Here is a 12,972-nt window from a genome sequence, read left to right on the forward strand (position 1 = left end):
AAGATGAGCAAAGCTTTAGTATTCAAACCTATCAATCTGGCCCGCTGGATTATCTGGGGCAGCTTTGCCATGCTGCTTATTCTGGCACCGATGATATTCAGTAGCGGTGGATCATTATCTCTGCTCTCGCAAATCGGTACACTGATGATCTTCGGCCTTTCTTACAATATGCTGTTGGGGCAGGGCGGTATGCTGTCATTTGGTCACGCGGTTTATTCTGGCCTGGGAGCTTTCTTCGCCATCCATGCGATGAATCTGATCACTGCTGGCAGCCTGGTTTTCCCGGTCACCCTGATTCCTTTGATTGGTGGCGTTGCAGGCATGTTTTTTGGGGTGTTGTTTGGCTACGTTACGACCAAGAAGTCTGGCACGACTTTCTCCATGATTACTTTGGGTATGGTGGAGCTGGTGTTTGCCTGTTCCCTGATGTTCCCCAGTTTCTTTGGTGGCGAGGGTGGGATCTCGACCAATCGCGTCATAGGCCAGTCCTTCCTTGGTATTACTTACGGCCCGCAAATCCAGGTGTATTACCTGATTGCCATGTGGTTGTTTATCAGTACCGTAGGCATGTATGCGTTTACACAAACGCCTTTGGGGCGCATTGTCAATGCCGTTCGCGATAATCCTGAACGCGTTGAGTTCATAGGCTACGATACCCAATGGGTGCGTTACCTGACATTGATATTGTCAGCTTTTTTTGCAGGTATTGCTGGCGGCTTGTCTGCCATCAATTTTGAAATCGTCACTGCAGAAAATGTCAGCGCCATACGTTCAGGCGCTGTGTTGCTGTTCACTTTCATTGGTGGCGTGGGCTTCTTCTTTGGCCCAATGATAGGGGCAATCATAGGGGTGTTCCTGACCGTGATGCTGTCAGACCTGACCAAGGCATGGCAGTTGTACCTGGGTGTTTTCTTCATCCTCATCGTCATGTATGCGCCTGGCGGCATGGCTAGCATCATCATGATGAATTTGCGCGTGGCGAAGTTTGGCATGTTCAAACGGGTATGGCCCAGTATGTGGAAACTGGTGCTGGCAGCGGCAGTGACCACAGCTGGAGCCATTCTGGCAGTGGAAATGCTGTATCAACGTACACTGGAGGCCAGCCAGAGTGCTGTCATAGAGATGTTTGGTTTTTCCATTGACACGGCCAGCAGTGTTTCCTGGGGAATGACCGTGGTCGTTATTGCCTTGGGTATTTTTGCCTGCGTGAAGTTGAAGAATGGTTTTGCCGAACATTGGGGCGAAGTCAATACTGAAATCGAAGAACAAATGCGGAGGGCGCAAGCATGACAGGCTTTTCGCTTGAATTAAAAGACGTACGAAAATCCTTTGGCAGTGCGGAAATTATCAAGGGTGCCAATTTGCAGGTGCCAAAAGGCGAACGATTTGCCATTATCGGCCCTAATGGTGCAGGCAAATCCACGCTGTTTAATTTGATTTCTGGCCGCTTCCCTATTACTTCCGGGGATATCCAGCTCAATGGCGAGAGCATCACGCAATTGAAACCGTATGAAATCAACCGACGTGGCCTGTCGCGCAGTTTTCAGATTACGAATATTTTTCACCGTCTGTCCGTGTATGAAAACCTGCGCTGTGCAGTCTTGTGGTCATTGGGATATAAATACTCATTCTGGCACAGGCTGAACGGCTTGAAGGATGCACATGAAAGGGCAGAAGCAGTATTGGAACAGATAGGCCTGAAACGCAGGCGTAATGTCACGGCCGGTTTGCTAACCTATGCAGAGCAGCGTGCGCTGGAAATCGGTATCACCATCGCTGGCGGTGCAGATGTTATTTTGCTCGATGAGCCTACTGCCGGTATGAGCAGGTCGGAATCTGATGCGGCAGTTGAACTCATACGCAAGGTCACGGTCGGCAAATCCCTGTTGATGGTGGAGCATGACATGAGCGTGGTCTTCGGCCTGGCCGATAAAATTGCCGTGGTCGTCTATGGTGAAGTCATTGCCTGCGATACGCCTGCCAATATCCGCAATAATCAAAAAGTCAAAGACGCCTATCTGGGTGGTCATGCGCCGGTGGAGGTTGAATGAGCTTACTGACGATAAAAAATCTGAATGCATACTATGGCAAGAGCCACGTCCTGCATGGTGTTGATATGCAGGTCAATGCGGGGGAAATTGTCAGCCTGCTGGGGCGCAATGGCGTAGGGCGCTCGACTACCGTCAAGGCAACTATGGGACAGGTCGATGCGACTGGCTCCATCTTGTTCAAGGGCGAGGAAATCATCGGTCTGAAAGCTTTCCAGATTGCCCATAAAGGCCTGGGTTATGTACCTGAAAACCGTGATATTTTTCCTGGTTTGACGGTGGAACAAAATCTGATGCTGGGAGAAAAATCCGGTCGCCCCAAGGGAAGCAAGCCGCGCTGGAGTTTGGAAGACATGTATCAGATGTTCCCGCGTCTGCGTGAGCGCAGGAATACCCAGGCAGGGGTGATGTCCGGCGGTGAGCAGCAAATGCTGACGCTATGCCGCACCTTGATGGGTGATCCTGACCTGATCATGATTGATGAACCCACCGAAGGATTGGCACCAAAGATTGTTGAACTGGTAGCAGAATACTTGAAGGAGCTGAAAAATCGCGGTATCTCCGTTTTATTGGTAGAACAAAAATTGGCAATTGCGCTGGAAATTTCACAGCGTGTATATGTCATGGGACATGGCAGCATTGTGTTTGAAGGCACACCTGCAGATTTGCGTGCCAACGACAATATCCGTAAAGAATGGCTGGAGGTGTAAAAGCTTCCTGCCCCATGCTGATAAATGCTTGGGTACTCGCGTGCTTCTGCCTATGGTATGTCTTGATCAGTTTCTAACCTGGTTGCCTCAATTAGGTTGGAACCTGATCATTTTTATTTTTTATGTCATCAAGATCGTCCGTTTCTACCCGATTGCGCCCATTTTCCTTGGCGCGGTAGAGTGCTTTATCTGCGACTAGCAATAGTGCTTCAATATCAGGCACGGCTTGGTGGATGAGGCTGATTCCTATGCTGACAGTGACCTTGATTTGCTGGTCATCACCAATGGCTATGGGAGTACTGGCAAGTTTGCTGCGTATCCGCCCGGCTATCATTTCAGCGTCCTTGCGGCTGCAGCCGGGCAATATGGCCGCAAATTCTTCACCACCGATACGACCCAGTGTATCGACTTCACGCAAGCCAGCGCTGGCTATGCGCGCAAACGCCACCAGCACGCGGTCACCACCAGCATGGCCATACGTATCATTGACATCCTTGAATTTGTCGATGTCCAGCATCAGTACTGCTACCGGGCGCCTTTGTTCAGCCAGGGCGCACAATTTGCTGGAAGCCCGCTCATTAAATGCCCGCCGGTTCAAAAGGCTGGTCAGTTGGTCGTGTTCTGCAACGTACTTGAGTTGACGCAAGAGTTCTTCGCGCGCTGCCATGACGCAGGCTACAGTCAGTGGCGCCAGTGTCAGCAAGCTTACTCCTATGCGTATTGATAGCAGCATGGGGCGTGCATTCATGTTGACGATGGATATTGGCAGGTAGCCCATGGACATGGAAATCAATACCCAGCAGCTGTAAAACAAGGTCAGTAAGCTGGTGATGAAAATGTCATAGCTGAGTGCGCACCACAGTAAAGCAGGGATAGGGAAAACCGGGGCACCCGGGCCGCCTATGATGATGCCCAACACAAAGGACGCCAGAAGGGCGCAGACAGGTAGAATCTTGCCAGGCTGGATGCTGTAAGTCTTGAAAGCACGGCGACGGTTTAATCTGAATCCTGATAAATCTGGCAAGCTGAGCATGACAGGTAAAATTGCCATCAAATTGACCAGTTCATTCACGAACCAGAATGCCCAGCCTTTGAGCGGACCAGCATTTGACAGGCTAGTATCAGTCATGGTGCCAAAGACACCGGCCGTCGCGGCGGCGCAAGAAGCTACAAGCGCAAGATAAAAGACAGAAAGCGGGTGTTTTAAGCGTCTATGTTCTTCATTAAGCCATGAAAAGAGCAGTACGCCAGTGATGACGCAAACCAGATTTCCGCCAGTTAACAATAAACTGGATGACCAATTGTTGCCCATCATTAAGTAGGTTGAGATGTACGCCGATATCGCGGCCAGCCATCCGCAGGACTTGTTTAGCGATGGGAAGTGTACAAACAGGCCTATTATGATGGCATTGGCTGGCCATAGTGCCGCAAGATGTCCCAAGGGGCGGCTGAGTATTCCCAGTGCACATGCAGCAAACACGATGAGGCCAGTGATGGCTGCTGCTTTGATTTGCTCAGTCCAGGTTGGAATAGGATGCATTATTAACTCAAAGACTCCGGTGCCCGTTGGCTTTACAAGGTATAAGCTGCTTCTTATCCCATCATAGTTTGAATCAGACTTGCGCGACTAGATTTTCCAATGTGGGCATGCTTAATAGACTAAAGTACTGTAGCGGACAGTCGGTGCCGCATGCACTTTTTTCGGGGCTCAAGATTATTTTTATACCCATCAGCACCGGAACTAAAATAAAATAATACGCTCGTACTATTTTGCGGTATAGTAATCAAAAATAAGCTTACACCAGATTTTTAAAAGCACTGAACTGGCAAATCCAAGCAGTATTTCACCTATAGGAAGAGACATGAGCGCCGAATATCAAGTGAATGGCAATATCGCCGTAATTACCCTGAACAATCCACCTGTGAATGGCCTGGGCCATGCCACCCGCACAGCAGCGGTGAACGGCATGAAGCAAGCCTTGAACGATGACGCTATCAAAGCCATCGTCATTACAGGTGCCGGTAAGGCATTCTCCGGCGGTGCGGATATCAAAGAATTCAATTCCCCAAGGCGTCTGCAGAGCCTAGTCTGCATACGTTGATCAATGTGGTGGAAGGATCTGACAAGCCAGTCATCGCTGCTATTCACACAGTGTGCATGGGTGGTGGCCTGGAACTGGCGCTGGGTTGTAATTACCGCGTCGCATCCAAAGGTGCGCAAATTGCCTTGCCTGAAGTTAAATTGGGTATCTTGCCGGGTGCTGGCGGTACGCAACGTCTGCCGCGCGTGCTGGGCCTGGAAATGGCATTAAACATGATCGTCTCGGGTACACCCGTACCCTCTGAAAAACTGGCCAAGACAGCGATCTTCAATGAAGTTGTGGAAGGCGATGTACTGGAAGCTGCACTCGCATTCGCTGCAAAAGTTGCTGATGTGAGCCCATTACCAAGAGTACGTGATATCAAGATTGATTATCCGAACTATGAAGCCTATCTGCAATTCTCACGTAATACGGTACGCGCCATGGCCGGCCCTTTCCCAGCACCTTTGAAATGCGTGGAAGCAGTCGCAGCCGCAGTCACCAGGAAATTTGATGATGGCATCAAGTTTGAGCGTGAATTGTTTGTCGATCTGGTACAAACCACAGAATCCAAAGCCTTGCGCCATGCCTTCTTCGGCGAGCGTGCTGCCAGCAAATTGCCAGATGTGCCAGATGACACGCCAACTCGCCCCATTAAATCGGTTGCCGTTATCGGTGCGGGTACCATGGGTGGCGGTATTGCGATGAACTTTGCCAATGCCGGTATCCCTGTACAGATTCTTGAAATGAAGCAGGAAGCACTGGACAAAGGTCTTGCGACTATCCGCAAAAATTATGAAAACACACTTAAAAAAGGCAAGCTGACTCAGGAGAAGTTTGACCAGCGTGTGGGCTTGATCACTGGCACTTTGTCGTATGAAGAGATTGCTCAGGCAGATATCGTCATTGAAGCCGTGTTTGAAGACATGGGCGTCAAGGAACAAGTCTTCAAAAAGCTTGATGAAGTCATGAAGCAGGGCGCCATTCTGGCATCGAATACCTCTACTCTGGATGTCGATAAGATTGCTGACTTCACCAAGCGCCCTGAAGATGTCATCGGCACCCATTTTTTCAGTCCTGCAAACGTCATGAAGTTGCTGGAAATCGTGCGCGGTAAAAAAACTGCCAAGGACGTGCTGGCAACGGTGTTGGGCCTGTCCAAGAAAATCAAGAAAACCGGTGTGGTATCTGGCGTCTGCGATGGTTTCATTGGCAACCGCATGATAGAGCAATACAGCCGTCAGGCAGGCTTCTTGCTGGAAGAAGGTTGCACACCTGAGCAGGTTGATAAAGCGGTAGAAAAAATGGGCTTTGCCATGGGGCCATTCCGTATGGGTGATCTGGCTGGCAACGACATCGGCTGGTATATCCGCAAACGCCGTTACGTAGAAAAACCACAAATCACTTATTCCAAAACAGCAGATTTGCTGTGCGAGTTGGGCCGCTTCGGGCAAAAGACCGGTGCAGGCTGGTATGACTATAAACCGGGTGACCGCAAAGCTTATCCGTCTTCCATTGTGAATGACATGATCATCCAGCACTCTGCTGATCTAGGTATTACACGCCGCAAGATTTCTGATCAGGAAATTGTCGAGCGTCTGATATTTGCGCTGGTCAATGAGGCAGCATACATCCTGGAAGAGGGTATCGCGACACGCGCATCGGATATCGATATGGTGTATCTGACTGGCTATGGCTTCCCATTGCATACTGGCGGACCTATGTTCTATGCAGATACCGTGGGCTTGCCCAATGTAGTCATGGCCATGGAGAAATATGCGAAAGGCCGCCATGGAGACGCCTGGAAACCAGCTCCTTTGCTGGCAAAATTGGCTGCCGAAGGAAAAACTTTCAATTAAATAAAGTTAATTGAAATTAATAAGTGGCTTGTCTGAGGAATTAGCCTTCAGGCAAGCCATTTCCTATTGGTAAAGAAGTAATCTCATCTGCAAAAAACTGCCGGGCTACCAATATCTCCCCCCAAATCCCATAATTTCTCTATAAATCATGGGCTTGTCTGCAAGTCACCAAAAGCACAATGCTATAATGTGCGGTTAATTCCCATCTTTATTGCAAAAGGTTTTCTGTGCTTTCTACCGCTAATATCACCATGCAGTTCGGCCCCAAGCCGCTGTTTGAAAATATCTCAGTTAAATTTGGCGAAGGTAACCGCTATGGCCTGATCGGTGCCAATGGCTGCGGCAAATCCACTTTCATGAAGATTCTCGGTGGTGACCTTGAGCAATCTTCAGGTACGGTCATGCTGGATCAGAATGAACGCCTCGGTAAATTGCGCCAGGATCAGTTTGCCTTTGAAGATATGCGCGTACTGGATGTGGTCATGATGGGCCACACAGAAATGTGGGCAGCCATGTCGGAGCGGGATGCGATTTACGCGAATCCTGAAGCAACTGACGACGACTACATGAAAGCAGCTGATCTGGAAGCCAAGTTTGCTGAATATGATGGTTATACCGCAGAAGCACGTGCTGGCGAATTATTGCTGGGCGTTGGTATACCAACTGATCAGCATCAGGGCGTCATGAGTGCCGTTGCACCAGGCTGGAAGCTGCGCGTCTTGCTGGCGCAGGCCCTGTTTTCCAACCCAGATATTTTGCTGCTTGATGAGCCAACCAATAACCTGGACATCAATACCATCCGCTGGCTGGAAGACATTCTGAATGAACGTAATTCCACCATGATCATCATTTCCCATGATCGCCATTTCCTGAATCAGGTATGTACACACATGGCGGATATGGATTATGGCACCCTCAAAGTGTATCCGGGCAATTACGACGACTACATGCTGGCATCGTCACAGGCGCGTGCACAGCAAATGGCGAACAATGCCAAGGCCAAGGAAAAGGTCGCAGAGCTGCAAGATTTTGTCCGTCGCTTTTCTGCGAATAAATCCAAAGCGCGCCAGGCAACTTCACGTGCCAAACAGATTGATAAGATCAAGATTGAAGAATTCAAACCATCAAGCCGCCAGAATCCTTTCGTGCGTTTTGATGGCGAGAAAAAATTGCACCGTCTTGCAGTGGAAGTGCAATCCCTGAGCAAGGCTTACGACAAGACCTTGTTCAAAAATATCGACCTGATGGTTGAGGCAGGCGAAAGAATCGCGATCATCGGTGCCAACGGCATTGGTAAAACGACTTTGCTGCGATGCATAGGTGGTGGCGATATCACTGGTTTGAATGCGGATTATGGCACTGTCAAATGGGCAGAAAACGCCAATGTCGGTTATATGCCGCAAGATCCTACCGAAGAATTTGCATCTGATAAAAACCTGACTGACTGGATAGGTCAATGGACGCAAGAAGGTGATGATGACCAGGCAGTCCGCTCCATTCTGGGTCGTTTGCTGTTCGGTGGTGATGATGTCAAAAAATCGGTCAAGGTATTGTCCGGTGGTGAAAAAGGCCGCATGATGTATGGCAAGCTGATGCTGGGTCGCCACAATGTCCTGTTGCTGGATGAGCCTACCAACCACATGGATATGGAATCTATCGAGTCACTGAATATCGCGCTCGAAAAATATGCTGGCACCCTGATTTTCGTTTCGCATGACCGCGAGTTTGTTTCTTCTTTGGCGACACGTGTTCTGGAAATCAAGGAAAATGAAATCATCGACTTCCAGGGCAGTTATGAAGAGTACCTGAGCAGTCAGGGTATAGAGTAAAAGCAAAAAGCCAGGTTCACCTGGCTTTTTTTGGGCCCTGATATCCGCTTATCGGCTCAGGGCTTTCCTAGCAACAAATCAAGTCTGTCACTCAGGCTGCGCGCCATTTCTGGTCCTTTGGCTTTTTGAACTGCTTCGACATAGGCCTGTCTTAATGTGCGGAAATCGTCAATGTTTGCTGCACGTTCCACCTTGAGTTGCAACCCATAACCGCGCAAGCCTATGGCACTTTTAATGGTCTCATTGTAGAAGTTATATAGCGCCTGAAATCGCTCTGCATCTGTCATCGCAGGTGCAGCAGAACTATCGGCAACCGGAGACGTTGCTGCTGCAGTTGCGTGGGGAGGGGATTCAGAGGCGCCATTGGCAGACTCTGCTTGCTGCGCAATTTCAACAATGAACTCTTGTTCCAGAAGTTCTTGCAGGTTCTGTTCTGTCAAACCCAGTGCCGACACCTTTTTCATGATGTCTGCGGCGCTTTGTTTGCCGTCTATCATGACCAGTAAGGTGCGCAATCTGGATGCCAGTTGATGCTTCCTGGTTGTAATTTCTTCCCGGCCTTTTTCGGTCTTGTCGTAGATGCTTGCGTTCATATCCAGCTACGGCCTTTGCTTGTCTCAATATGTCAGAAATTATTTCTGCTTTTTTTGAGGATACATCAATTCAGCCGGACTGCCAATGAAATGAGGGTAAATGCCGCTCCTATCTTTAGTTCGGTAGCTTGCGAACCAATTTGACAGTTTTTAATTCGGAGGAGCTGGTACATGTGTCGTTTGTTGAGGACGAACAACTGCTGCAACCGGAACCGCATCCTGCGGTTTGTTTGACTGCTTTAGTCAACAGTGGGGCGAGGGCGGGGAAGTGGCGGGCACAAGTTGTCCTGATTTTTTCTCTGGCGGCTGCTGGCATCCATTTTAATAACAAATAAGCAGCAGCTATAGCCAGTAATAAAGCGGCGATCAGGTTTTGCATAGGTCTTATCTCCCCAGAAAAAAGCTGGAAATATGATAGGTCAGGAAAGACGCGCAATAGGCCAGACCAAATAAGTACGCTGCCATGATGACCGGGTAGCGCAAGGTATTGGTCTCACGTTTGACCACACTCAAGGTCGCCACGCATTGTGGAGCAAAAACATACCAGGCCAGCAGGGACAAGGCCGTTGGCACGCTCCAGGAATGCGCTATCAATGGCTCCAGCGAGCGGCTCAGTTCTTCGCCTGATTGCGAGAGTGCATATACTGTACCCAAGGCCGCTACGGCAACTTCACGCGCTGCCAGTCCTGGTACCAGGGCAATGCAGATTTGCCAGTTAAAACCAATCGGCGCAAATATCACTTCCAGTGCACGGCCCAGGTAACCGGCAATGCTGTAATAAATTGGCGGCTGGGTTGCATTTTCTGGTGCGCCAGGAAAGCTGCTGAGGAACCACAATAAGATCATTAAAGACAGGATGATGGTACCAACACGGGTCGTGAAAATCTTTATTCTTTCCCATAAACCGAGGAGCAGGTTGCGGACGTTTGGCCATCGATAATCGGGCAATTCCAGCATCAGGGCCTGTTGATGTACTTCGCTGCCCCATTTCTTTTTAAAGAAGTAGGCCACCAGCATGGCAGATACTATGCCGCCGAGATACAGAAGAAATAATACCAGCCCCTGCAAATTCAACATGCCCAGAACGGTTTGGTCAGGAATGAAGGCGGCGATGATGAGCGCATACACAGGTAAGCGTGCGGAACAGGTCATCAGCGGGGCGATCATGATGGTCACCAGCCTGTCGCGCGGATTTTGTATGGTCCTGGTTGCCATGATGCCTGGAATCGCACAGGCAAAGCTGGACAGCAGCGGAATAAAGGCGCGACCAGACAAGCCGACTTTACCCATGACTCTGTCAAGTAAAAAGGCGGCACGTGGCAAATAGCCAGAATCTTCCATGATCAGGATGAAGAAGAACAGGATCACGATCTGCGGCAAAAACACCAGCACGCTGCCTGCACCGCCTATCACGCCCTTGACCAGCAAGCCTTGCAGTATGCCGGGTGCCAGCGCTGATTCAACTGCAGTGCCAGCCGCATCGATGCTTGATTTGATCAAATCCATCGGTGCCTGTGCCCAGGCGAATACTGCCTGAAATACCAGGAACATCAGGGTCGCAAAAATGACGGGGCCAATAGCCGGGTGCAAAATCCAGCTATCCAGGCGATAACTCAAACTGGCCGCACGTTCGCTGGCGGCGTCAACATCTTGCGTGACACAGGCTTCCAGTACCGCGTTGGCTTGTTGTTGCAAGCTCTCAGGGCTCTGTGCAGAAAGTGCATGCGGTGTGATGTTGCCATTTGGTTGCAACGTTTGCGCCAGTGCTTCCAGCTCAGTCAAAAGCGCATCAATCCCTTTTGGATCGACTGCAATGGTCTCGACCACAGGGATATTCAGCTTGCGGCTCAATGCGGCGATGTCGATATGGATATGGCGTTTTTTAGCGATATCCATCATGTTCACTGCCAAGATCAATGGCTGACCAAGTGCAAGTAATTCAAACACCACGCGCAGGCCGCGTTTCAAATTGGTGGCATCGACTACGCACACCACAGCATCCGGCATGGTTTCATCAGTTCGTTGGCCGGTGACCACTTCCTGGGTGATTTTTTCATCAGGTGTGATGGCGTGTAGGCTGTAAGTACCTGGTAAATCCAGTACCTGCCATTGACGCCCTGCATCAGAACGGAATTTACCTTCTTTCCGTTCTATCGTGACGCCCGCATAGTTTGCTACTTTTTGTCGAGCACCTGTCAATCGATTGAAGAGTGCAGTTTTTCCGCAGTTAGGGTTACCGACAAGAGCGATGAGCGGAGAAAACAATTCGTTCACTATGTTCCTACTTTTTCTGAATGACTAACACCGAGATTGGTAACGCCTATGAGGGCTGCTTCAAAATTTCGCAACGCAAAGGTCGATTGGCCTATCCTGACGGCCAGTGGTTCTCCACCAAAATATCCTTTGTGTAATATTTTTACAGGCTCACCTTTGACAAAGCCTAGTTCTTTCAGGCGACGGGTAATATTGAACAGGCTATCGTCTTTTGCATCGCCTTGCTCCTGCACATCGACAACGACGCCAGAATCGCCGACTTTCATCAGGTTCAACGTAGTAGAAACTGCTTGCTGTAATGGCGAACCGCTCATCGCTATTTTCCCGTGACCAAAAAATGCAACTCTAAATGATAATGAGAATATATATCAATACCAATTATGTTTCAATCGTCATAGAGACTGTGAGCGTTCAGCTTTGCGTTTCCTCATGCGTAAAGTGAATTATTTTTCTTTATGTAACAAATTTGGAAATATATCCGCCCATTACTTTATTTTTCAGGCAAGCCTTCATATAAATCCTTGCGCAATTACCACCCCAGGAATATAGTTGTATTGTACAACTATAGGTGAATGGGTCATGGATGCTTCAATATCTTCGCTAACTGTTCAGGGAATTCGCGACGCATCGCGCAGGCTGGTTCGTGAATTGGGTTTCATGAAGCCCACTTTGGCTGGCACCATGCTTCCTGCGTCCGCTGTGCATGCATTAATTGAAATAGGGGACCACGGTGTCCATAGCGCGACTGCATTGTGCGAAATACTGGGCCTGGAAAAATCCAGCGTCAGCCGCATGGTTAGAAAACTTATAGAAGGTGGCGAACTGGCAGAGGCCGGCAATTTGAAAGATGGCCGGGAAAAACAGCTTGTGTTAAGCCCGAAAGGCAGGCAGACCCTGCTTGCGATTAACCGGTTTGCCAGTTTGCAGGTTGGCAAGGCTCTTGAACGTATTCCGGTTTCGGCGCATGGCAAAGTACAGACAGGGTTGAACATGTATGCAGAAGCGCTGGCAGTTGCGCGTAAAGGTGACTCAGCCGCTACCGCACATGATACGTACATCCAGTCAGGTTATCACCCTGGCATACTTGGCCGTGTAGTTGAAATGCACGCTCGTTACTATGCACGCTATGCTGGTTTCGGGCATTTTTTTGAGGCCAAAGTTGCCAGCGGCATAGCTGAATTTGCAGGGCGTCTGGAAAATCCAGGCAATCAACTATGGTTTGCAATCCGCGACAATATCATCCTTGGCAGCATCGCGATTGATGCCGAAGACCTGGGTGGCAATATTGCCCATCTTCGCTGGTTTATTGTTGATGACGAATTGCGTGGCAGTGGCATAGGGAGGCGCTTGCTTGCTGAAGCTATTTCTTTTTGTGACCGACAACAATTCAGCGAAATACATCTATGGACTTTTAAAGGGTTGGACGCGGCGCGGCGCTTGTATGAAGAAGCTGGGTTTGTATTGCTTGAAGAATTCAGGGGGCAGCAATGGGGGGAAGAAGTCCTGGAACAAAAATTCTCCCGCCCACATCCTGCTATTCTCTGAGCCCAGGTATTTGTATGAAAGAGGTGCTACTGG

Annotated in this window: 10 protein-coding genes and 1 pseudogene; 6 read left to right on the forward strand and 5 right to left on the reverse strand. The window is 49.4% G+C overall.

The window, feature by feature from the left end; genetic code table 11:
* Positions 1-3 precede the first annotated feature (3 nt).
* From UNDYM_RS12260 to UNDYM_RS12270, 3 genes are read left to right on the forward strand one after another with little or no spacing between them, the layout of a single operon-like run.
* Positions 4-1,290 (forward strand): branched-chain amino acid ABC transporter permease, encoded by a 1,287-nt coding sequence (locus UNDYM_RS12260; RefSeq protein WP_162041280.1) that lies wholly within the window; start codon positions 4-6, stop codon positions 1,288-1,290.
* Positions 1,287-2,051, forward strand: coding sequence for an ABC transporter ATP-binding protein (locus UNDYM_RS12265; protein WP_162041281.1), 765 nt, complete (start codon positions 1,287-1,289; stop codon positions 2,049-2,051). Before UNDYM_RS12260 ends, UNDYM_RS12265 begins: the two co-directional genes overlap by 4 nt.
* On the forward strand, positions 2,048-2,758 hold the full coding sequence (locus tag UNDYM_RS12270) for an ABC transporter ATP-binding protein (protein WP_162041282.1): 711 nt from the start codon (positions 2,048-2,050) through the stop codon (positions 2,756-2,758). Before UNDYM_RS12265 ends, UNDYM_RS12270 begins: the two co-directional genes overlap by 4 nt.
* Before the next feature lie 91 nt (positions 2,759-2,849).
* Here the strand turns inward: UNDYM_RS12270 and UNDYM_RS12275 are convergent, their stop codons facing one another.
* On the reverse strand, positions 2,850-3,887 hold the full coding sequence (locus tag UNDYM_RS12275) for a GGDEF domain-containing protein (protein ID WP_162041283.1): 1,038 nt from the start codon (positions 3,885-3,887) through the stop codon (positions 2,850-2,852).
* 733 nt (positions 3,888-4,620) lie between these two features.
* Between UNDYM_RS12275 and UNDYM_RS12280 the strand changes: the two are divergent.
* Both UNDYM_RS12280 and UNDYM_RS12285 read left to right on the forward strand, forming a co-directional pair.
* Positions 4,621-6,698 (forward strand): annotated as a pseudogene (locus UNDYM_RS12280) (3-hydroxyacyl-CoA dehydrogenase NAD-binding domain-containing protein).
* A gap of 227 nt (positions 6,699-6,925) precedes the next feature.
* Entirely contained in the window at positions 6,926-8,527 is a 1,602-nt protein-coding gene (locus UNDYM_RS12285) for an ABC-F family ATPase (protein ID WP_162041284.1), read from the forward strand.
* 56 nt (positions 8,528-8,583) lie between these two features.
* Here the strand turns inward: UNDYM_RS12285 and UNDYM_RS12290 are convergent, their stop codons facing one another.
* The 4 genes from UNDYM_RS12290 to UNDYM_RS12305 form a co-directional block, all read right to left on the reverse strand.
* Positions 8,584-9,120, reverse strand: a complete 537-nt coding sequence (locus tag UNDYM_RS12290; protein WP_162041285.1) for a hypothetical protein — start codon at positions 9,118-9,120, stop codon at positions 8,584-8,586.
* Between the two features lie 115 nt (positions 9,121-9,235).
* On the reverse strand, positions 9,236-9,499 hold the full coding sequence (locus tag UNDYM_RS12295; RefSeq protein ID WP_162041286.1) for a hypothetical protein: 264 nt from the start codon (positions 9,497-9,499) through the stop codon (positions 9,236-9,238).
* A gap of 5 nt (positions 9,500-9,504) precedes the next feature.
* On the reverse strand, positions 9,505-11,394 hold the full coding sequence (locus tag UNDYM_RS12300; RefSeq protein WP_232064027.1) for a ferrous iron transporter B: 1,890 nt from the start codon (positions 11,392-11,394) through the stop codon (positions 9,505-9,507).
* Entirely contained in the window at positions 11,394-11,708 is a 315-nt protein-coding gene (locus UNDYM_RS12305; protein ID WP_162041287.1) for a FeoA family protein, read from the reverse strand. Before UNDYM_RS12305 ends, UNDYM_RS12300 begins: the two co-directional genes overlap by 1 nt.
* A 265-nt stretch (positions 11,709-11,973) precedes the next feature.
* Here UNDYM_RS12305 and UNDYM_RS12310 point away from each other — a divergent pair, with 265 nt between their 5' ends.
* Positions 11,974-12,939 (forward strand): helix-turn-helix domain-containing GNAT family N-acetyltransferase, encoded by a 966-nt coding sequence (locus UNDYM_RS12310; RefSeq protein ID WP_162041288.1) that lies wholly within the window; start codon positions 11,974-11,976, stop codon positions 12,937-12,939.
* Positions 12,940-12,972 lie beyond the last annotated feature (33 nt).

The organism is Undibacterium sp. YM2 (genome assembly GCF_009937975.1).
GTDB lineage: Bacteria > Pseudomonadota > Gammaproteobacteria > Burkholderiales > Burkholderiaceae_D > Undibacterium.